The following is a 22,459-nucleotide window of genomic DNA, read 5'->3' on the forward strand; positions in this document are numbered from 1 at the left end:
GAAGCTGTTGGCTGTGTCGGTTGGGCAGGTGGTTTTGAGAACTGTTATGGATCCTGTTTGGGGTGCTTGTTCTGTGTTTTGATAGAGTATGGATATAGTTTCTCCCTGATCTAGATTGATAAAGACGGTGCGTGTTGCTAAATCGACATATGAGTTGTTGGTGGGGTCGTTTATGATTATGTTGGTTAGGTCCCAGCCTGCTTGTGCAATCTCAGTAACCGTATAACTACCAGGTGCTAGATTGCCGCTGTTCCAAGTCGTGCCATCAGTTAAGCTAAAGCTTCCTGGCGGTGCAGAGGTGACGAAGTTAAAGGCTGTTGAGGCGCTACTGGGGTTGGTTAGTTTAGTGACGCTAAAAGAACCTTCGGGGGGTGCTGCTCGCCAGTTTGCTGTTACGATGACGTTGTTTGGGGGCATGGTAAAGGTTGCGGTTGGAGTATTGGGTAGGGTGATGCCGCCTTGGTTAACGGTCCAGCCGGTAAAGATGTAGCCGGGTCGGGTTCCAGCATTTATGGTGACGGTGTCACCTTCTTGGTAGCTTCCTGCACCGGTTATTTGGGCGTAGCTGTCGATTACGGTTACGTTGTAGAGTATAAAGCGTGTACCGTTTTTGTAGCTTATGTCATAGTTGTTGTATCCTTGGGTGAAGGGGACAGTCCAGACTACGTTGGCGCCTATTTGTGCGTGATATAGTGCATCATCTATGGGGTTTCGGTTGTATGCTACTGAGGCACGGTTATTTGCAAATACCATACCGTTATAGACAAAGAGATGGTTTAGGTTTGCATAGGCTACCCAGATACCACCGCCATCGTTTGAGGCAATGTTACCTGAGATTGTGCCGCTAAATAACTCCACAACACCTTGATTGATGTATATACCACCACCGTCTATGGCCATATTGTTAGAAATTGTGCCGCCAAACATGGTAAAAATGTCATAAGAAAGGGTAGCGATGTATATGCCTCCGCCCTGGTTAGCGGTATTGTTGGAAATTGCGCCGCCAGTCATCGTAAGAGAACCCAAGTTTCCTACGCCTCCGCCCCAGTAGGCTTTGTTAGTAGAAATTTCGCCGCCAGATATTGTGAAAACGCCTAATCTGCTGTTGTATACGCCACCGCCATCAGTGGCTGTGTTATTAGATATTTTGCCGCCAGACAAACGGAAATCGTCACTGTTGTATACGCCGCCACCAAGAGAGGTCGCTGTGTTGTTAGAAATTGTGCCGCCAATTACAGTAAGGCTGCCCTCGTTGTATATACCGCCGCCTTCGTTGGCTGTGTTGTTGAAAACTAAACCGCCCGATATGGTAATGTTGCTATACAATCCGACGTATGGGTATGTCACGTAGTTGAATATGCCACCGCCAATATTGTCCGCTTTGTTGCCAGAGATTTCGCCGCCAGTCATCGTAAAGATGCCAAATGAGTTTTCTACTCCAGCGCCAAGGTTAGTCACGGTGTTACTCGAAATTTTGCCGCCTGACATTGTAAAGTTGCCGACGTTGCCTACGCCGCCGCTACGGTAAGCTGTGTTGCCAGAGATTTCGCCGCCATACATTGTAAAGTTGCCGCTGTTATAGACGCCGCCATCAGAGATAGTTGCGGTGTTGTCTAAAATTTTGCCGCCGGTCATAATGAATGTGCCATAGTTGTTTACGCCAGCGCCATAGTTGGTATATGTGTTGCCAGAGATTTCGCCGCCAGATAAGATCAGTGTGCCGCCTAGCGAAACACCTACGCCGCGGCCGGTAGAGCCGCTTGTATGAGTTACGGTAATGCCTGCTAGATCTAAAATGGCTCCATCGTTAACAGTTATGGTGAATGCTCCGGGTGCACCAATCAGTCTAAAATTACCTGCACCACTACTTGTTAATGTGATTGCTTTGCCTGTATCAATGGTGAGTGGAGCGCCTGTGAGGTGGATATCTGCGGTTAGTTCAATAATGGTAGGTCCTACAGCATTATTGATAGCGTTTCTAAGTTCGGTTTCAGTTGATACGGGGACTGCTGCCGCTGTTAGTATACCAGCAGATAGAGCAGAAAACATCAACACAAAAATCAGAGAGAAAACAAAAAAATCTCTGCGTGAATGATGCCTAGATTTAGTTTTAAAATTTGGTTTAAAATTTTTTCTCATAAAAAAACTCCTTCTAAAAAGCAATGCTAAAACGTAGATGCTAACGTGTATACGTCAACAGATATAGCGTTAAAACATGCATAATTTTAGCAGTTAATCGCGTATATATGCGTTCTGTTTATTGATACTATAGGAAACAAGAGTTCATCCTTTGAGAATCATCTGACACGTTACCAATAACCGTTTGGACGCTAATTTGCTAAATCCTAAACGACCTGCATCAGAGTTGAGCCGCCACAATACAAACCATCCCCAACCACTACACTAGCATACATGCAACTAAGGGTTAAATAAAAAAACAAAAGGGATACTCCGATAAAAAACCAATTAAAGAAACACAGATAGCTAAACAGAGCAAGCCTCAAAGACGGCTCATCTAACTTTAGATAACACGGATTTTTATCGAAAACCCTTAAAGCTATAGCGGCCTAACTGTTGAGTCCCGCAAAGCAATAAGAGATGTATAGAGGGACAAGGGTTTGATAACTAACAAAATCAACACAATGGATTTCTGCTACAAGAATTCCATGGTAAGAATTGTGGCAAATCGCAATTGCCCCGAAATCAAACTAGCAGGCTTAACTGTGGGTCCCTTTGATGAAGGAAATGAATATGAAGTTTACTTTTGGGTAGCTAAAGAATTAACCACTTTGGGTATGGCACATTTTCGTGAAGATGACATCTTAGATGTCACAAAACTGTTCAAGATGCAGTGGAAAGAAGGCGTACAAATTCCCGGACAAATCAGTGAACTGCCCGGCGATTTTTATCCAAAACTGCGCAGATTTCTACAGGATCTAAAAGAACAAGCAACCCAAGCGCAACAATCTGAGAAATTTCATGAATACGACCGCGTCAAACATCTAGCCCGTGACATCACCAACTCACGGCTAAAAAAAATTATCGCCCTCGCCGCAGCCCCCGGACAGGGTGAACAAGTCCTCAAAAAATTAACCACCGAAGAAAAACTCATCTATGATCAACTGGTAAAAATAATCGCTGAATGGAAAACTAAAATCTTGGAACCCGGAGCAGATATGTAGATGACGATTGAAATAAGTGATGCACAACAACGCTTCCAAGAATTTTTTAAGAAAGAAAAGTATAGACAGAGAATCGCTCAACTATCCATCAGCGGCAAAAACTCATTAGCTATTGACTTTGAAGAACTCTATGGCTTTGATCAAGCACTCGCTGAGCAACTCTTAGCCAAACCCGAAATATATCTTAAAAATGCTGCTGACGGCGCCAAGGAGCAACTCCGCATTGAAGATGTGGAGTATGCTGAAAAAGTCGAAAAACTCATTGTACGTGTTGTAAAGCTACTGGGCAAAGAGCAACTCCGCAGACTTGGTTCAAAAAACATGAGTAAAATGGTTATGGTTGAAGGAATCGTCGTCCGTGCTACACCCGTACGCCCTATGGTACAAGTTGCCGCATTCAAATGCAAACGCTGTGGAACGATGAACTATATTGAGCAAACTGGACAGTTCCTCAAAGCCCCCGGCCTTTGTTTAGCAATTGACTGCGAAAAAGACGGCCCCTTTGAATTTAGTCAAGAAGATTCCACATTTATCGACTCGCAAGATCTGCGACTACAAGAAAAACCTGAAGATCTCCCCCCAGGACAGTTACCGCGAGTACTGGCCTGCAAACTCATCGGAGATGAAATTGTTGATGTTGCAAGACCAGGGGATCATGTTTCAATAGTGGGTATTGTGCGAGCATTTGCACCCTCGCTTATGGGGATGGGAAAACTCCGCACGTTTATCCTCCAGCTCGATGCAAACTCTACAGAGGTCTTGGGTAAAGAACCAGAAACTTCTCCACCTACACCTGAGGAAGAAGCTCAAATTCGCGAGCTATCCAAAGATCCATATGTGCATAAAAAAATCATTAGCTCCATTGCACCCTCCATCTTTGGAAACGAGCACCTAAAAGAAGCGGTTATGTATTTGATCTTTGGCGGAGTCTCTAGAAGCCTTCCAGATGTCAACATAAGAGGCGAAATAAACGCCCTTATCATTGGAGATCCAGGCACTGCCAAAAGCCAGATGTTGCAATATGTCTCGCGTTTAGCGCCAAGAGGGCTCTATACATCAGGCAGAGGCACCACCGCCGCTGGATTAACTGCGGCTGTTGTACGCGAGAAAGGCGGAAGCATGTCACTTGAAGCAGGCGCATTGGTATTAGCTGACAAGGGAATTGCCTGTATTGACGAAATGGACAAGATGCGGCCTGAAGACCGTGTTGCCATTCACGAAGCCATGGAACAACACACCGTTTCAGTCGCAAAAGGAGGTATTGTCGCTACCCTAAACGCTCGAACTGCGGTGCTTGCAGCCGCCAACCCATCGCTTGGCAGGTATGAACCCAACCGTACTGTTGCAGAAAATATTTCTCTGCCAGTCACCATACTCTCCAGATTTGACTTGATTTTTGTTTTACGTGATGTGCCCAACAAAGAGGCAGACGGGAAAATGTCGCGCCACATCTTGGAGATGCACAGACGCGGAGTGAGCCCGGTTGAAGTTCAAGTTGATTCTGAATTGCTTCGCAAATACATCAGCTTTGCCAAGAGTATTAAGCCAGAACTCAGCGAAGATGCCCTAAAGCGGCTAAGCGAATTCTATTTAGCGATGCGTTCGGCCAGCGAATCAGAAGGTTCACCTGTTGCTATCACCGCTCGTCAGCTCGAATCACTGGTTCGCGTTTCTGAAGCCCGAGCACGTGTAGCCTTGCGACCCATAGTTACACCTGAAGATGCAGAGGCAGCCATAGCCATCATGAAACGCTCACTAGAGGAAGTGGGCATCGACATGTCTAGCTTTAAAGTTGATATTGATTTGATCATGACTGGCCGCCCCAAGAGCATCCGTGACCGCTTAGGCATAGTACTCTCAACCATTATGGACATGGAAAAATTAACAGGTATAGTTGAACGCGATGCACTGGTCAATGAACTTGAGACCAAACACAAGATTCCAAAAAACGAAATCGAACGCATGATTGGACAACTACTCCGTGAAGGCACAGTCTATGAACCCCGCGAAGGATGCCTAAAGAAGACCTAAACAATTGAAAACAACAAATAACCACACATACTAACGTGAATTAGATAAACATAATAGCTTAGCACACAGGTAACCGGGCTATCAAGATTACTTGATACCGAAATACCACGGGCAATTCATTTAGAGTAGCCAAGAAACCACTTTGAAGGTGCTAATAGAGTATTTTTATCGATAACCTGCAAAGGGAAAAGATGCACAGGTTTGCACGGTTATCAGTCGACAATAAAGAATTGATCAGCTATATCTGAACAATAAATTGAAAAGAGATTGTTTTACCCTTTGACGAGAGGGTATCGTTGGGAACTGAGATATGGGAAAGGGATTAGGAGATGTAGGTTGTTTTTTTGTCTTCTTGTTTGCGGTTTTCCTCAGCTTCAAGCGCACGTTTGACTTCGATTTGTTGAAGTTTTGTGACCATAGTTTCTGCTTTGGCGATTTCGTCGTCTAAGTTTTTGAGGTCTAACTCGAAGTTAAAAGTGGATTTGAGGACTTCGAGCACACTTTTAGCAGCTAGGGGGTCTGGGAGATAGCCGCGGGTTTCACCTAGCAGACAGAGGGCTTCGATTTTTTTGAATTTAGCTAAGCCTAAAATTAGACCAGCGGTGCCTACAATGGGACTTCCAGCGGTGCTAAGTGTTGCGCCGCCATCGATTGCACGGTTTAGGATTGTTTGATCATTTGCAGCAATGTAGACACGGGGTTTTTCTTGGGGTTCTATACGATAGCCACCGATTGTTGCAATGGCTTTTACGCCGTATTTCTCGCTAAAGTCCAGCATGCGATCAGCGATTTCGTATTGGCCTTCGATAGTTTGGGATTGACTGTCGCCTGTAAAGAGAATGATGTCATTGCCGTTGGGGTTTTGATAGTAGTAAAAACTACCCCTCAGGAGCCGTACGTTACCTTTTTTGTTAACTAGGACGAAGTAGGGAAAATGCGGTGAGTAGAGATAGGCAATTTTTTTGGCTTTGAGCTGTTTTATGAGGTAGCGCAATGCAATTTTACCAACCAGCCCCAATCCGGGGAGGCCTTCGATGAGCACGGGGTTGTTGGGTTGGATTTGGCTGAATTCTTTAATGTATGTTTCCTTCATGTTTATTGGCTCCTTTTAGCGGCCATACGGTATTTGAGGTATTTATCGTCAGGGGAAAATTTTGCGGGATGTGGAATTCGCACGTTCCCTCCACATGCGGTACAATTTGCCTTGTTGAGTGTGTAGATGCCACATTTTTCGCATTTACGCAGCTGCCAGTTCACTATTTCTCCCTTCTAAAACTGCCTTGGCCGCCTGCTTTAACAATATAGTTTACGATGTTATCTGCGGTTTTTTGCATGACATCTTCTGCACGCTTATAGTTTTCTGCTTGTACTTCCATACTGTATTTTGGAGCAGCTATGACATAGAAGGTAAGTTTGGCATCTTTGATTTTTTCAGTTTTAGCTTTTTGGAAGGCTTCTTTGATGACTCGTACACCATTGGGTTTTACGACTCGGATTTCGAGCACTCCGCGGACTTTGACGAGTTTGACATGGATACGTTCCTGTGCGACTTCGCTGAATGCTTTGGCGATGTCTTCGGGGACACCTATGTCGATTAGTGCGTCTGATCCTTCCACTGCAGCTTTCTCGAAGCCTTCGTATAGGTCATATTTTTGTTCGATTATAGTTCCGGCTTTTTGGTAGACTTCTTCGCTTGTCATACCGAGTTTTTCAGCGACACCGCGAAGCAGTGCGTCTGCTTTGCGCTCTTTTTTCCAGGACATGACTTTTTCTATGCGTTCGCGTTTGGTGACTCGACGCAGAGAGAGATCGATGTGGCCTTTATCGTGGTCTACCCGGAGAACTTTGAGGGTTACTTTTTGGCCTTCCCGTACGAAATCACGGATATTGCGGATCCAAGATGAGGAGATTTCGGAGACATGGAGGAGACCTCGTTTGTCGTACTCGTCGAGTTTAGCGTAAGCGCCATAATCTGTAACTGTTTCGATTGTAGCGATGACAAGGTCACCGACTTCGGGCCATTGCGGCTTACGCTCAGCCATTGGTTTTGACACCTACTCGAGAACCGAAAGAACTTCGCCGTTTATTTTTGCTCTGCCGCCACTGGGTTCAGCTAAGGTTACACCGCATACATTGCAGGTTATAGTGTTGACGGCATTGCTGAAGAGAAGCTGCTCGTTGCCGCATTTCTGGCATTTAACACGCAGAAAAACGCTACGGGGTTTTGGGATAAGTTTATTCCATTCAGACATAATTTTTTCTCCTGTTAAATTATTTATTGTATCTGGAGTTTTCTTAGGCGTATGCCGTCTTTATGATACATATAGTTACAGAGTTTACATTTCAAACGCAGAGTCTGCTTTTTGGTTGTTTTGGCAAACTCACGCTGCAACGGATACTTTTGACCACCATACCCTGTTTTTTCACGTGCGTGGGCTCTCTCGCCAGCGGCAAGTGCCCGGCGTTTACCCGCCTTATAGAGGCTGACCGTGTGTACGGTGTGAGTTTTACATTTAGGACAGTACGTGTTGATTTCTTTAGGAACGTTCACGCTAATTCACTACCAGCTTCCCAATAAGGGGACACTCTTATTCTTATACTTTATGACCTGTCTTTTGCGCTAATGCATCTTTACTTATCAAAAGCCTAATTGATAGGTGATTTACAGACTGAAAACTCTTTTAGACAGAACACCAAGTTATCTACCGGGCCGGGGTGGCGGAGTGGTTATCGCGCCAGCCTCGAGATCAAACAAAAGAGGGCAAGAGCCAGAAATGGCAAGACAGCTGGTGGGCTTCGCGCCCGCAGGGGTTCGAGTCCCTTCCCCGGCGCCATCATTCTATCGCCAACAAAAATCACGCTAAACCTTTCACATGTTTGAAGCATTATTCCTCAGCCTTATCCGTTCCGTCAACCTTACTTTCAACTACATCCGCAAGAAGCCGTGTAAAATCAACTGCCTTCTTTGAAGTTATAACGGGCTTCCTGTTTGCGCTTCAATTTCTTTACGAGCATTTCCAGCAACACTCCCACCACGTTTCGCAACCTCCTTATTTTTTTCAAAAGTATTCGGTTTCTTCCTTTGAAATCTCTGTGGTGGTCGCTTCAGCAAGCATATTTAGTACCAGCTCTAAAGTAGTCATGTTATCACGCAAGCCCTCTTTTTTTAAGCCTTTCACAGTTTTATACTATCTTGTCGTCAATCCCGACTATGCTTGAGTGATTTCATCAGTTAAAATGGCATATTCGCCGCCCTTTACACCCCGATCCGCCCATTCATCAACCAATTCTTTTCGGACCTGTATTGCTTGTAATCTTTGATTGATCCATTCTCGGCTGTAGCCTTGTTTTAAATAAGTAACAAGAGCCCGATCAATCGACAACTCTGGATCAAATGTTTCCTCAATTCGGTCTTTTCCAACCGCGGCAAGCCATAACTTAAACGGCTCCGACTTAGGCGAAGGAATAGACTGAATTATGCGTAAAATTTGTTCTGTATCAGCAGTATCGGTAAGACGCATTTTTCCGTCTTCGGCAGGCATTTTCAACTGCTGACATTTTATCAGCAGTTCATTTGCGCCCTCTGCATTAAGTCGTTCCTTTAATTTAGCCCAATAATTACTTGCTCCGCGCGTTGCGTAACCTGGTCAGTCAATATACCTATACATCAACTATGGAAAAATACCAGTCTTGTTTTTCTTCATCCCAAACAGTACGAACCCGTTTATTCTCAAAGAGCTTAATATTTTTATCAACCATAAACCCACTCACCTTTAACATCATAGCCCCGATTACACATTAACATATTTAACACAAAAATGTAAAATTTGGGAAGCAAAATGAAACTCGAGGATATTATTGTGGTGATTATTTTTTGGTTGTGTCTTCTAATGCATAGTTGATTATGTTTGACGTAGAGCTTTTATAACAATTGAACTGTTGTAGTTTGATCGATAAGTGTCAATTAGCTACGTTTGCAGGAAATGCAAAAAGAGTTACTCAAAAGAAGAGTATGTTCAAAGTAGATTCTGCACGATCTGTGGTTCTTTTCTGTTGGCGACTTTCAATAAAGAAGCGCCAGGTTTACCATCAACTATTCCGGGGGAAATTCAAAGTGGGAGGGTATCTAAGGAAAGAATGGCGCTGTTTAGAGTTGCTGAGAGTCTGCGGAAAAGAGTCGGGCAGTCAAGAGAATTTAAGGTTGTGTCTGAAAAAGGACCTGAACCGCAAAAACCGCAGGTGTTTGAGAGCTGGATATGGAGCTCTGAATATGAACAGGCACTAAAATTTGAGAAACAACTCCTTAGGCAGTATAGAGGTAAATCCCTTGAGGATGCATTGCCGGGTAAGATAGTTTCAAATGAGCAAGGACAATGCTATGAGATATCCTCCTCCTGCTGTGCTAAATTCAAAACGGTGACCTATGAGCAAAGTCGTCAAGTTATGATCTCTGATCTTAAAGTACTTCCAGGTATAGGGCCGGCAAATGAGCAACTGCTAAAAAACCAAGGGTATAAGACAGTAGAGGACTTGGAACGCCATCCCCGCTGGAAGATGCAAGCCTATGAATATATGAAATTGATTGACAAAAAAGAGGTGAATTTAGCCCAGAAATGGCTCTGGCAACGACTTCCAAAATCTCATCCATTGTTACACTATTTAGCGGGGTTCTGTCAAAACCAAGATTTTGCCATTGTTGATATTGAAACCTTGGGGTTATCCGAGCGGCCTATAATTTTACTAGGTATAGCTAAACCAACAAAGAATCACATTTGTACAACCCAATTTCTGCTAAGAGATATCCCCGATGAACCCAGTGCCATATATGCATTAATCGCTCAACTCGATCCAAACCTATCGCTTATCACCTATAATGGAAAAAGTTTTGACATTCCCTACATTAAGCAGAGATTAGCCTACTATGGATTGGATGGTTACATAGATAACACAAATTTTGATATTCTACATTTTACAAGGCGCGCATTAAAACCCAAACTTACCGATTGCAAACTAGAAACAGTAGAAAAATATCTAGGAATCAAAAGAGACATCAATATTCCAGGAGCTTTGGTTCCTCACTTCTATGATACCTATCTGAGAACAAAAAATGTGGGGCCGCTTGTGCCAATAGTTGAGCATAACCGGCAAGATTTACTAACCCTTGGGACTTTGTTTTCTAAGCTCTATGAGGAATGGGCTTGATAGAGGAATTCATCAGAGGCATCAAGCAATCGCGTTCTTATAAAAAACAAATTGTACACCTAGAAGAGTTACCAGCACACAAAGCCGTCTGGGGTGAACTTGAAAAGCCACTGCCGGAGAATTTGCAGAAGGTTTTGTTAAATCGAAAAATTCAGCTGTATTCACACCAAGCTCAAGCGATTAATGCGGCTAGATCTGGAAAAAATGTAGTTATAGCGACACCCACAGCTTCGGGTAAGACCTTAGCGTTCAATATACCAGTCTTTGAAGCCCTAACAAGGGATAGCAAAGCAACGGCACTCTACATCTACCCCGCAAAGGCATTAACAAATGACCAACTAAAAGTTCTAAAAGAACTAGAAAAAGAGAGCCAAATAAAAGTAGACCCAAATATCTATGATGGAGATACCCCTCAGTATCAGCGAGCAAGCATAAGAGAAAACTCGCGAATCATCCTCACCAACCCCTATGGCCTACATCAATATCTCCCCTGGCATTATAAATGGCGTAAGTTCTTTCAAAATCTCAAATTCATTGTAATGGATGAGGCTCACATTTACCGCGGAGTGTTTGGTTCAAATGTAGCTATGTTAATTAGGCGATTGCTAAGGATCTGCAATCATTATCATGCAACCCCTCAGATTATTCTTTCCTCGGCAACCATTGCAAATCCAGAAGAACACGCCAAAAGGCTCACTGGAAAAGACTTTGAGGTCATATCAAATGATGGCTCACCCAGAGGAAAGAAATCGTTTGTTTTTTGGAATCCACCCTTTGAAGATTCAACCAACACCCTTCGAAGGTCAACTCATCAAGAAACAAAAGACCTCCTGACACTTAGCGTGTTACAAAATTTGCAAACGCTTTGTTTTACAACCTCAAGACAGATGGCGGAGCTAATTACCCGATGGACCAAAACAGAACTCACCGCAAAGTCCAAGCCAACTAATGTCATTACGGCATATCGAGCAGGTTATCTGCCTCAAGAACGACGAGACATAGAAAACAGGCTGAAAAATAAAAATTTAATTGGAGTAGTCTCAACCAATGCATTGGAACTTGGAATAGACATAGGCTCACTTGACTCAGTTATAATCTCGGGCTATCCGGGAACGGTCATTTCAACTTGGCAACAAGCAGGAAGGGCAGGCAGAAGCAACATGGATTCTCTTGTGATGCTTGTGGCTTATCAAAATCCACTGGATCAATATTTTATGAAGCATCCAAGTGACTTCTTTGGCAGACCGCATGAACAAGCAATAATTGGTTTGCACAATCACTACATCACCTCAGGTCATATCATGTGTGCAACCAGCGAGTTACCGATAAATGAGGGAGATAAACAATTTTTTCCCGAATTGCTCTCAGCAAGCATTCAAGCATTAGAACAAGAAAAATTAGTCAAAAAAACGCCACATGGCTGGGTCTACTCAGGAACAGCACGAACAACCGAAGTGGTGAGTCTTGGAAATATTTCCGATAAAACAGTCACCGTTTTTTGCAATGAGAACCTGCTTGAAACCCTAACGTTAAACAAAGCCTATGAAGAAGCACACACCGGCGCAGTTTTACTCCATCAAGGTGAAACCTACATCTGTGAAAGCTTAGACCTTAACCATTTAGTAGCCAAAGTAAAGCAGGAAAACGTCCACTACCATACAGAAGCACTAAAAGACGTTGAGGTAACAATCAATAAAACACATGAAAAAAGCAACAAGAGCACAAAGATAGGATTAGGCGAGCTATCAATCACAGAAACATACCACACCTACATCACCAAAACATATGATACCGTTATTGAGAGAAGCACGCTTGATCTGCCGCCGCTGACGTTCTCAACGATTGGAGTATGGTTTAGCATTCCAGACAAAGTTAGAGAGCTCATAGAGAATCAAAGCCTTGATTTTGCTGGCGGCCTTCACGCAGTTGAACATGCTATGATAGCGATGTCTCCAATCTTTGCAATGTGTGATCGATGGGATATTGGAGGAGTATCAACCCCGCTACACCCAGACACTAAAGAGCCAACAATTTTTATCTACGATGGCTTTGAAGGAGGGATTGGCATCTCAGAAGCACTCTATGCAAAAATAAAGCCACTATGGGAAAAAACCTTAGACCTCATAGATAACTGTGAATGTAGAGAAGGATGTCCCTCATGCATATATTCACCAAAATGCGGTAACGAAAATGAACCTTTAGATAAAAAAGCAGCCAGCATCATACTAAAGGAGCTACTGAAATTTTTTGCCGTCGACGATAATAATAGCAAAGAGCAAAAGTTTGATGTGGCCAAGCGATATCAAAAAAAGATAAAATAAGTTTCAAGTCTACAACATATCACACGATGCTAAACTAACAGTCACCAACACTACAGCCAGTGTCTGATTCTGCTAACCGGCCATGGAGTGTAAATGCAGTAAGCGAGTTAACAAAAAAGTACTAAAAAGGTCAACATGCGGCAAAGAAAATCAAGTTTTTGGAAATATTGAGGCTACATAGGGGAATTTCTTTTAAGCGGGACTTTGCATATTTAGCACATGCCCTACAAATTTACGTTTGACTTGTCTAACGTTCCAAGGTTTTTCTTCACCGAGCTTGCAACAATTAGTTACCAAAAGGGCATGCATACAACCATTTTAAAAACCTCTAGTGATATTATAACAAAATTCAAAATTGAAGAACTAACAGGACTCAACATCAATGATGCCCTAGTCTTACTGCATGATTTAATTGACATGCAAGTAGCAAATCTAAATGAGCAAAACAAATTTTTAGAAAGCAAAAAAAGAGCCCTTTTGCTCCCGCATTGTTCAAGGAAATATTTAGATAATCGGTGCCAAGCAAGTTTTGATAGCAATATCCCAAGTTACATTTGTGCACACTGCGCTGAGGATTGTCTCATCAATAAAGCAGATAAAATAGCCAAAGAAAAAGGCTATGATGTATATGTTTTAGCAGGAGGTAGCTGTATTCCCAAGATTTTTAATAACACAAAATATGAAGGCGTAGTAGGTGTAGCATGCGGTGAAGAAGCAAAAATGCTACGTTCACCATTAAGCAACAAAGGCCTAGCAGTACAAGCCATACCATTGATAAAAAATGGCTGTGCAAACACAGTTTTTAACATAGAAACACTTGCAGAAATACTCTAACATTATCAACCAAAAAACCGGACGGCTTTTTAAGCCGTCAAAATCTTGGCAAACAAAATATAATTCAACAGACTTTTCACCTCAAAATCCCGAATACGAATTTAGTGGCAACTTCCTCTCGGCCACACCATGAATATCGAGGAATCAGAAGCTTAGGTACGGGTTTAGGGGATTTCGGCCAGATTATCACGCAGTGCTAACCAGCGCTTAAACTCTAAGCCGGTACATTTACCGCGTCCCAACCAGTTATCACCATATTTGAGTTTCAACTTTTCATTATAAGATGCAAAAGTTTCCGCTTCACTTACCTCTATACTTTCTTTCTTTGGCACTATAGGGCCCCATGAGGGTATAGACATCTCTTTAAATTAAATCTTGGCCAAAATTAAGACCCAATCAGCAACAGATTAACTACTATAGAACAATATTTCCATCGCTAAGCGATTTAATTTTTGTTTATTTAATTATCATCGTCCTACCCATCAAGCTCTGTTGGCGGTAACGGTAATATCGTAGAGTTCATCTATGCACAGGTTTGCAAGTTGTTTTTCTGTTACCCGCCACTGCCAGTTGTCTTTTGGGTGACCAGGATTGTTCATTCGGGTTTTAGCGTCTAATCCCAAAACATCTTGAAGGGGAAAAATACACAACCCAGCTAAAGAGGAGATAACCAGTTTGATAGCTTCAAAACTGACATCACGTTTAGAAACTGGACGGCCAATTAGCTTGAGAAAGGCTTGGCGTTGTTTAGCAGTTGCTTCGGTGGTAAACCATCCGAAGACCGTGTTGGTGTCATGGGTGCTGGTGTATGCAACTGAATTTTTAGTATAGTTCTCTGGAGCATGAGGATTAGTTTTGGAACTGTCTAAGCCAAAGAGCAATACGCGCATACCGGGAATCCCCAGTTGCTTGATGGCCCGTTTAACCGGTTTGTCGATGTAGCCTAAATCCTCGGCTATGAAGGGTAAGGATGGAAAAGTCTGCGTTAGGGTCTCAAAAAATGCATTGACTGGTGTTTTGATCCATTGTCCGCTTTGGGCAGTTTTTGCTTTTGCTGATACCTGCCAGTAGGCTACAAACCCGCGGAAATGATCCAGACGCAATCTATCACATTGGGTTAGGGTATGTTTTATGCGTTTTATCCACCATTCAAAGTTGGTGACTTGGTGGTTTTGCCAATTATAGACAGGGTTACCCCACAACTGCCCCAATGAACTAAAGTAATCGGGGGGTACGCCTCCAACGTATTTGGATTTGCCGTTTTGGTAGAGACTAAAGAGCTCAGGATGTACCCAAACATCGGCGCTGTCGTGCGCAACATAGAAGGGTAAATCGCCAATGAGATTTATCTGGCGTGTTTTGCAGTATTTTTTTAGGCGGTACCATTGGTTAGAGAAGAGGTACTGTGAAAATTTTTCAGCTTCAATTTCTTCTTTTAGTTGTTGCTGTTTGTGGGCGATTGCATAGAGTTCGCGGTTTTTAATAGATAAGGGCCAGTCATACCATGGGATACCTGTTTTTTGTCTCAACGCATTGTAGAGTGCATAGTCACACAGCCAATGGTTATTTTGGCTACAAAAAGTTTCAAACTCGGAGGTAGCGTTGAGCTTTGATTTTTTGAAGTTTTGGTAGGCCGCTTTTAGCATGAGTTGTTTTTTAGAATAGATAGCTGCAAAATTCACTTTGGCGTTAGATGTTGAGAGATGTTTGATGTCTAGTTTAGATAAAAGGCCATCTTGAACAAGCAAATAAGGGCTGATTAAGAGGGGGTTTCCAGCGAAGGCGGAACTTGTTTGGTAGGGTGAATTGGAGTCTTCGAGCCGGGTTGGCGATAACGGCAGAATACTCCAATAGTGTTGCTTACTGCTAGCAAGCAAATCAGCAAATCTATAGCTCTCAGGGCCCAAGTCACCGATACCAAACATCGAAGGAAGGGAAGTTATGTGAAGCAAAATCCCACTGGCACGCTGAGATTTAGCCATGTTTGTCACCATAGAGCAGGGCAACGGGAAAATCGTTGAGAACCACACTTAGGGGTAGTTGTCCGCAGTCAGAGAATAGAGGTTTTCCAGTGAATATATCAATCCATCTGGAGGGCAGACCTTCAGGAAGGCTTAGGCAGGTATCTGCCCAGTTAATATCGTACCAATTTTGGGGGTTAGACATTTGGGATTTGCTCAACTCTACAGAGAGCAACTCAGTAACAAATCTGGGTACAACAACCAACGCATAATCGCCGCTACCGCTGTTGTTTATTCGGCAGAAAGCCACTACGTGATTAGATTGAGGGCCTTTGATGGTTATTGGCAAGTATTTGCCTTTCTCAAAGAGCAGAGGTTGGCTCTTTCGGAACTGAAGCGCTTTGTAGATTATGTAGAGTTTAGCTTTTCCATCGCTTGGAGTAGCCAAAAGAGTTATTGCTTTTTTGGGGTTTAGGGTTGCAACTTTGGATAGTAGCTTTTGTCTCAGCGCAAAATCTATGGGGCGGCGGTTGTCGGGGTCAACAAGGGTTAGATCCCACAGCTCAGTGCCCCAGTAAAAGTCAGGAATGCCGGGACAGACAATTTTTAGCAGGGTTTGGGTAAGTGAATTGAGAAGACCATAGGTAGCGATTTTTCTCTGGAGAGGCAAAAATGCATCCATAAACTCGGCGTCAGATAGAAGTGAGAGTGCAAAAGCAACCACTGTATCTTCATAGGGCAGGTTGGGTTCAATCCAGCAGGAATGCACTTTGGCCTCCCGCAGAGTCTTAATTATGTGCTGAGCTATGCGGTTGGGGAACTCTTGCTGTTCTATATCATCCCAGGGATAAGCGCCTAGGAGTGTTTGGTAGAGATAATAAGTTTCATTGTCGTCTGGGACGGCGGCACCGTTGATCTGCGTCTTTTTTGAGAAAATGATTTTTTGCCATTGCGCTATGTTGGTTTGGAATTCATTGGGAATTTGGCTCAATATGTTAAGCCTTGCCCGTGTGTCCTCACCGCGTTTGGTGTCATGGGTACTTGTGGCGTTGAGGGTCAACGGCCAGGTCTGTTGTCGTAACTGGTTAAATTCATGGAACTGATCTGTGGATATGCCAAACTGAGCGGGATTTGAGCCTACTTCGTTTAGGGATAGTAACCTTACATAGCGGTAGAGCAGGGTGTCCTCAAAGCCTTTAGCCATAACAGCGCCTGTGAACTGTTGGAATCGTCTCAGCGCAAACAATGCATTGGGCGATGTCTGGCGCTTGTTTAACAATCGGGTCAGTACGGTGAGCTGAGTGGTAAGCGGGGGATTTCGCGTTTGGACTAATTTAATTGCAACTCTAAATGCTGAATCATCATCGCTGTTTGACCCGTCAATATAGGTGCGATAAGTAGGAAAGCAAGCCAGCAACTCCACAACCATTAGAAGCGTTTGGTCAAGCGACACATTATACATCGATTCACCCATAGCGTTAGCAAACAATCTTGCCAAGTTTTGTGCATCTCCCAAAAAATAGGTCATCACAACGGCTTTCTTTGCTTGGTACAATAGGTCCTCAAAGGTTTGGGTGTTACCGGTGAAATTTTGGTAGAGGGTAGTAAATGTGGATTCATTAGCACTTTGTACCAAGAGCTTGTTGACATAGTTAAGAAAGTCATAGCCTGTGGTGCCTTCAATGGGCCAAGTTTTTGGCAGAGGTTCCTCACCTGTTAGGATTTTCTCCACCAATAGGTAAGATCTGGGACAGCGCACACGCAATTCTTTGAGGTAGGTTTTGGGATCATATAAACCATCGATATGATCGACCCTTAAACCGCCAATTGCATTGCGCTGCATCAACTCGAAAATGAGACGATGCCATTCCGCAAAAGCGGCGGGGTTTTCCATACAGGTACCAATTAAGCCGTTGATGTCAAAAAAACGACGATAGTTAATGCATCTATATGCAGTTTGCCAATGAGCAAAACGGTAGTATTGTTTGGATAGCAATGTGCTGAAGAGTTGGGGATTGTTATTATATTTATCAAGCACCTGCTGAATTGAACCCTCTAGGGTTAGATGCTGCTGAGTAGTATCGTTTAGTGGAAATGTGAGATTACCATAGACTATTTTGAAACCGGCATCATAGGCCAAACTTATTTGACCTTTTTTTAAGCATTGATTTGGGGGCTTTGCTAGGATGGGTAACAACAGTTTTCCCGATAGCTTCTTTGAGGGATAATTCCAGTCTATGTCAAAAAAACGGGCGTAGGTTGAGTTGGAACCTTTGGTTAAAACGTCGTAGAGTTGTTTGTTTTGAGGGGTGCATGCGGCGTGATTTGGGACGATGTCTTGTAACCAGTCCAATCCGTAAGCGTTGAGCTCGTTTAGGAGGTCCTCAAGGTCGGCTCTGGTGCCGAGTTCTGGGTTTAGGGCGGTGGGATTGGTTATGTTGTAGCCGTGTAGACTACCTGGTTGAGCTTGGAAAATTGGTGAGGCATAGATGTGGGATATACCGAGTTTGCTGAGGTAGGGCACGATATCTCGCAGGCTACTAAAGGGGAAGGTTTGGTTTAATTGTATGCGATAAGTTGCTCGGGGGGCTTTCATGGTTATGTCAGCCGTATTCCGATTAATTCACATAGGCTAGTAAACGCTATAACCCAAGTCTGTGAGGTTGGATCTGTTTTGGTTTTTAGGGTTTGATACTGGTTCTGTGTGATTTTGAAGAGGATATTTTGGGATTGCCAAAGATTAAGGGGTAGAGAAAGCTCGTGGATCATGCGGATTAGGGTGGTTAGGTTGTTTAGGGTTTCGAGGGTTTGGGGTGTTTGGGCGAGTTTGTTGAATTCTTGGGTGATTTTTTGGCTAGCTTGGAACCCTAAGAGTTGAGAGTCCAAGGTGAGGGTGAGGTATTTGGAGTCATTGATGAGTTTTTGTAGTTTCTCTAAATCTATGGTTTGGGAGCGGAGTAGTTGTTCTATTTCCATGTTGATGACAACTTCGGCGGCTGATTGCAGGGGCTTGGGTGGGAGGATGCGGTTTTCTTTCATGAATCGAAGTATTGCTGAGTTATCATGATAGATGATGTCGTTGAGTTCTTTGGCTTTGTTTAAGCCATCAGCCACGATGTAGTCAAGGATGTAGTGTTGATCGTCTTTGAAGAGATCAGTTAGGGAATAGTTGGGTCCAAAATATTTTGATATATCTAAAAGTATTTCGTTGATCTGTTCTTTCTCAAAGGTTTCAATCAGCTTAGCAGATAGGGTGAGGAATTGATTTTGGGGCATGTTGGGTTGGGCTCCGCAGATGACATTGTGATCACCTAGCCAGAGGGCAGCGCAGCTAAAGGTTTGTTCATCAAGGGTTATGGAGGAGAAAACTGTGGAGCGGTTGAGGTGGAGACGGAATTTTCCGTCGTCTTGTTTTTCAATGTTTTCCATTTTTATGCTAAAACAGTTATTGGGTATCTGGGAGGCGGCTGAGGGGGGTTCTATGTTGTCAGCAAAGAGTTCGCGCATGGTGTTTTGGGCGCTTATCTTGGCAAAGTCTACTATGGCGGGTTTTACAAATATGTTATAGATTTTTGCGCCGTTAGAGAATTCGGGTATGTTGCTGGGTGCGCCTTCAAGTATTTGGAGGTACTGGGTCTCTAGATCGAGGTTGAAGAGGTCTTTGGTTAGTTGCATCACCCGTGCGGCATACATCATGACCTGCACTGTTTCAATACCGCTGATTTCGTCAAAAAACCACCCGCAACTTGTGTACATAAGCATGGTGTGGCGTTGTAGTTCTAAGAGTTGGATAGCTCGACGTTTTTCATTTTCGTTTAGCGGCTGCTTTGAGTGATTTGAGAGAAACAGTTCAATGTTTTCTCTTGAGCGGTTTAGGACTACTTTGATGTAGTCGTTTCGGCTGACCCAGGGATCAGTTAGATACTGGGCAACTGCTTGTTCAAATTGGGGTATTAGAGTGTCTCTTAGCCAGTCCATGGCTTCTCGGAGGGGTTTGCGCCAGGTCTGATGCCAGCCGGCTCTACCCATGTTGTCACCACAATCAGCTCGCCATCGCTCAATGCCATGACTGCAACTCCAGGAGGTGTTTTGGGCTATCTGTACTTCATGTCGCGGGGGATGCTTTTCGAGGAACTCTCCATAGTTTGTGAGTTTAACTGTTTCGTTAGATACGATGGAGTAGATGCAGTATGCTAAAGTCATATCCCCGTGAGGGTGATGGTGTCCATAGAGTTCGCCGTCACTGGCGATATTTTCTATTTGTCCCTCGCCATCTTGGGGGTTTAGGGCGTCGATGAGACGTTTGGCGAAGGCTTCACCGTTTTCAAGCAAATGCCCAAAGGAGATATCAACAGCTGTACGCCGGTCAAAGAAAAACAATACGATTGTTTTTCCGGAGGGTAAATAACACAAGTAGGGGTAGCGGGGATCAATTTTGCCATCCGAAACATCAAACCAGTTGTCCTCGCCGATTTTGCGTATCTTTAGGGCTTGATGAGATGAGAGAATAGTGAATTTAATGTTGTTCTCTGCTAAAACCTCTAGGGTTTCTATATCTACCGCCGTCTCAGATAACCACATACCCTCAGGAAATCTCTCAAAGCGTAACTCAAAATCGTAAATAGCCCACTTTACCTGTGTTTCCTTGTCACGGCGATTAGCCAAGGGCATAATCATGTGATTGTAGATCTGTGCTATAGCGGAGCCATGTCCTCCAAAATTAGTCAGGCTTTCTTTGTCAGCATCAAGGATGGCTTGATAAACTGGGGGTTTGTGTTTAGCTAGCCAATAGAGCAGAGTGGGGCCAAAGTTGAAGCTGATACGGCTGTAATTATTTATTAAGCCCATAATGCGCCACTCCGAGTCCATAACTCGACTAACAGCATTGGGAGCATAACACTCAGCGGTTATACGTTCGTTCCAATCATGGTAGGGTTGGGCAGAGTCTTGAAATTCAACTTCTTCAAGCCAAGGGTTTTCACGGGGAGGCTGGTAGAAGTGCCCATGGATACAGATATAGCGCTCAGTCAACTTGGATCATCCTGGGATTGCTTGAGAAATACGGCCAAATTGAAGGCCCCAATAGTATGCGTGTCACCGCTATTAGCCAACGTTGGAAGCAGTGAGCCTAAACCGGCATAAGCAAAATCTGCTGAATCGAGCACTTTCACATATGGACCGCCTTCAAAGGGGAAAGTATAGCGTGTTGGAGTGTTTGCACAGTTTGCAATGATACCGGCTTCTTCTGCATTATCGCTTTGTTTATGCACAAATAAAACAGGTTTCTTTATGTAGAGGTGTTTTATTTGCCGCTGGGTCTGGGGCTGAAAAAGCGGGTGTTTTCTTCGCAACTCAATTAAGGCATGGTAATATGAGAGGATTTTTTGTCCCTGCTCGGTGTTACGGGTTTGCCAGTTAAGTGTGGATTGTTCAAAGGTTTGGGGGCTCTGGGGGTCAGGCACCTCCCCTTGCCAATGAAAAGATGCGAACTCTTTTTTTCGGCCTGTTCTGACCGCCTCAGAGAGGGTTTTGTTTTGGTAGTCGACAAAAAACTGAAAAGGAGCTGTCTCGCCATACTCTTCACCCATAAACAATAAGGGAACATAGGGTGAGAGTAACACAATACCAGCTGATAGTTTTGCGGCTTCAAATCCAGCTAAGGTAGCTAAGCGCTCCCCTAAGAGGCGATTACCCACTTGGTCATGGTTTTGGCTAAAGACGATGAATTGATCAGCCGCTAACCAGCGGTAGGATTCCTCGGGACGTTTGCGTTTGTAGTTGGGTTCATCTCCGACAAAGACAAAGCCCTCAGTTAGAGTCTCAGCTAGATCTTCAATACGGCCATAGTCGCCGTAGTAGCCTTCGTGTTCGCCTGTGAGCAGTGCAAAAACTGCATGCTGGAAATCATCGAGCCACTGTGCATCAAAGCCAAAGCCGCCCTTGTCTATGGGGGTGAGAACTTGAGGTATGTTGTAGCCACTTTCGGCTATGAGATATGTTTTTCTGCCCGTCGTTTTGGCGTATGCGTGGGTTTTTTCGTTGAGTTCAACTAGAAAGTGGCGGGGACTTTTATCGTGCATAGAGAGAACGGCATCGAGGCGTATGCCATCGAGGTGGTAGTGGTTTAGCCAGTGAAAGAGGTTTTCAAGAAAGTAGTTACGCACTCCCTCGCTTTGGGGGCCGTCAAGATTTATGCTTGCTCCCCAGCGACCGAGTTGTGTGCTGGGAAAGTAGGGTCCGTAGTTGTTTAGGCAACTGCCTTCAGGTCCTAGATGATTGTATACACAATCCACAAACAGTGCGACGCCTTGGTTGTGGCACTCATTAACTAGTGCTTTTAGGCCGTTGGGTTCCCCATAGCTGTTGTGCACAGCAAAGGGAAAGACACTGTCATAGCCCCAGTTACGTTTGCCGCTAAACTGCATGATGGGCATAAGCTCCACCGCATTTATGCCCAATTCACGTAGTGTCTTGATGCGGTTTTGAACGGCTTGAAGAGTGCCCTCTTGAGTGAAGGTGCCCACGTGTAATTCATAAAATATCAAATCTTTGAGGTCTAAGCCACACCATTGCTGGTCGCTCCAGCGAAAAACATCATGATCAATAACCTGTGAGGCACCAAAAACGCCCTCGGGCTGATAGTGGGAGGCTGGATCAGGGGTTTGGGTTTTGTTGTCTAGTTCGTAGAGATAGCGGGTGTCTGCTTCAAGACCCTCTATGGTAGTGGTCCAATAGCCGCCCGCTGATTTGTCCATGGAAAAATATTGGTTTTCTTTGGGCAACACAAGCGTAAGGCGTTTTTGGTTTGGAGCCCAGACTATAAAACGACAGGTCCCATCTTGAAAATCCGCTCCAACATACAACGCTTTAACCCCAAAACTAAAACGAACAGAGACAAACGGCACTTTGTAAAACTATTAGGTTTAGC

General features: G+C 44.0%; 15 protein-coding genes, 1 tRNA gene and 2 pseudogenes. 6 read left to right on the plus strand and 12 right to left on the minus strand.

What is annotated here, in order from left to right; translation table 11 throughout:
• Window positions 1-2,139: pseudogene (locus tag FWF39_RS00005) on the minus strand (hypothetical protein); the annotation flags it as partial.
• Between the two features lie 539 nt (window positions 2,140-2,678).
• Here FWF39_RS00005 and FWF39_RS00010 point away from each other — a divergent pair.
• Both FWF39_RS00010 and FWF39_RS00015 read left to right on the plus strand, forming a co-directional pair.
• On the plus strand, window positions 2,679-3,182 hold the full coding sequence (locus FWF39_RS00010) for a hypothetical protein (RefSeq protein ID WP_343381377.1): 504 nt from the start codon (window positions 2,679-2,681) through the stop codon (window positions 3,180-3,182).
• Window positions 3,183-5,213 carry a minichromosome maintenance protein MCM gene (locus tag FWF39_RS00015; RefSeq protein WP_343381378.1) on the plus strand — a complete coding sequence of 677 codons (2,031 nt, stop codon included), beginning with the start codon at window positions 3,183-3,185 and terminating at the stop codon, window positions 5,211-5,213.
• Window positions 5,214-5,535: 322 nt separating this feature from the next.
• On the opposite strand, the gene FWF39_RS00020 is transcribed toward FWF39_RS00015, so the two are convergent.
• The 5 genes from FWF39_RS00020 to FWF39_RS00040 are packed head-to-tail and all read right to left on the minus strand — an operon-like array spanning window position 5,536 to window position 7,764.
• Window positions 5,536-6,306, minus strand: a complete 771-nt coding sequence (locus FWF39_RS00020; RefSeq protein WP_343381379.1) for a PAC2 family protein — start codon at window positions 6,304-6,306, stop codon at window positions 5,536-5,538.
• Window positions 6,307-6,308: 2 nt separating this feature from the next.
• Window positions 6,309-6,470: an RNA-protein complex protein Nop10 gene (locus FWF39_RS00025; RefSeq protein WP_343381380.1), complete on the minus strand. Its 162-nt coding sequence runs from the start codon at window positions 6,468-6,470 to the stop codon at window positions 6,309-6,311.
• Window positions 6,470-7,255 (minus strand): translation initiation factor IF-2 subunit alpha, encoded by a 786-nt coding sequence (locus tag FWF39_RS00030; protein WP_343381381.1) that lies wholly within the window; start codon window positions 7,253-7,255, stop codon window positions 6,470-6,472. The genes FWF39_RS00025 and FWF39_RS00030 overlap by 1 nt, the downstream gene beginning before the upstream one ends.
• Before the next feature lie 12 nt (window positions 7,256-7,267).
• Entirely contained in the window at window positions 7,268-7,465 is a 198-nt protein-coding gene (locus tag FWF39_RS00035) for a 30S ribosomal protein S27e (RefSeq protein WP_343381382.1), read from the minus strand.
• 23 nt (window positions 7,466-7,488) lie between these two features.
• Window positions 7,489-7,764: a 50S ribosomal protein L44e gene (locus FWF39_RS00040; RefSeq protein ID WP_343381383.1), complete on the minus strand. Its 276-nt coding sequence runs from the start codon at window positions 7,762-7,764 to the stop codon at window positions 7,489-7,491.
• Window positions 7,765-7,922: 158 nt separating this feature from the next.
• Between FWF39_RS00040 and FWF39_RS00045 the strand changes: the two genes are divergently transcribed.
• A tRNA-Ser gene (locus tag FWF39_RS00045) sits at window positions 7,923-8,047 on the plus strand.
• A gap of 51 nt (window positions 8,048-8,098) precedes the next feature.
• On the opposite strand, the pseudogene FWF39_RS00050 reads toward FWF39_RS00045, so the two are convergent.
• A pseudogene (locus FWF39_RS00050) lies at window positions 8,099-8,993 on the minus strand (BRO family protein).
• Between the two features lie 357 nt (window positions 8,994-9,350).
• On the opposite strand from FWF39_RS00050, the gene FWF39_RS00055 reads away from it, so the two are divergent.
• The 3 genes from FWF39_RS00055 (at window position 9,351) to FWF39_RS00065 (ending at window position 13,570) form a co-directional block, all read left to right on the plus strand.
• Window positions 9,351-10,415, plus strand: coding sequence for a ribonuclease H-like domain-containing protein (locus FWF39_RS00055; RefSeq protein WP_343381384.1), 1,065 nt, complete (start codon window positions 9,351-9,353; stop codon window positions 10,413-10,415).
• Window positions 10,406-12,736 (plus strand): DEAD/DEAH box helicase, encoded by a 2,331-nt coding sequence (locus tag FWF39_RS00060; RefSeq protein ID WP_343381385.1) that lies wholly within the window; start codon window positions 10,406-10,408, stop codon window positions 12,734-12,736. The genes FWF39_RS00055 and FWF39_RS00060 overlap by 10 nt, the downstream gene beginning before the upstream one ends.
• A 243-nt stretch (window positions 12,737-12,979) precedes the next feature.
• Complete coding sequence (locus FWF39_RS00065; protein WP_343381386.1) at window positions 12,980-13,570, plus strand: DUF116 domain-containing protein; 591 nt, start codon at window positions 12,980-12,982, stop codon at window positions 13,568-13,570.
• Window positions 13,571-13,734: 164 nt separating this feature from the next.
• Here the strand turns inward: FWF39_RS00065 and FWF39_RS00070 are convergent, their stop codons facing one another.
• The 5 genes from FWF39_RS00070 to treZ all read right to left on the minus strand — a co-directional run bounded on the left by FWF39_RS00070 (window position 13,735) and on the right by treZ (window position 22,436).
• Window positions 13,735-13,902 carry a hypothetical protein gene (locus tag FWF39_RS00070; protein ID WP_343381387.1) on the minus strand — a complete coding sequence of 56 codons (168 nt, stop codon included), beginning with the start codon at window positions 13,900-13,902 and terminating at the stop codon, window positions 13,735-13,737.
• 150 nt (window positions 13,903-14,052) lie between these two features.
• On the minus strand, window positions 14,053-15,552 hold the full coding sequence (malQ, locus tag FWF39_RS00075) for a 4-alpha-glucanotransferase (RefSeq protein ID WP_343381388.1): 1,500 nt from the start codon (window positions 15,550-15,552) through the stop codon (window positions 14,053-14,055).
• Complete coding sequence (treY, locus tag FWF39_RS00080) at window positions 15,545-18,127, minus strand: malto-oligosyltrehalose synthase (RefSeq protein ID WP_343381389.1); 2,583 nt, start codon at window positions 18,125-18,127, stop codon at window positions 15,545-15,547. Before treY ends, malQ begins: the two co-directional genes overlap by 8 nt.
• A 2-nt stretch (window positions 18,128-18,129) precedes the next feature.
• Window positions 18,130-20,562, minus strand: a complete 2,433-nt coding sequence (locus FWF39_RS00085) for a DUF3536 domain-containing protein (protein WP_343381390.1) — start codon at window positions 20,560-20,562, stop codon at window positions 18,130-18,132.
• Window positions 20,559-22,436: a malto-oligosyltrehalose trehalohydrolase gene (gene treZ, locus FWF39_RS00090; RefSeq protein WP_343381391.1), complete on the minus strand. Its 1,878-nt coding sequence runs from the start codon at window positions 22,434-22,436 to the stop codon at window positions 20,559-20,561. Before treZ ends, FWF39_RS00085 begins: the two co-directional genes overlap by 4 nt.
• Window positions 22,437-22,459: the final 23 nt, after the last annotated feature.

The sequence above is a fragment of the Candidatus Bathycorpusculum sp. genome (assembly GCF_009778815.1).
GTDB lineage: Archaea > Thermoproteota > Bathyarchaeia > Bathyarchaeales > Bathycorpusculaceae > Bathycorpusculum > Bathycorpusculum hydrogenotrophicum.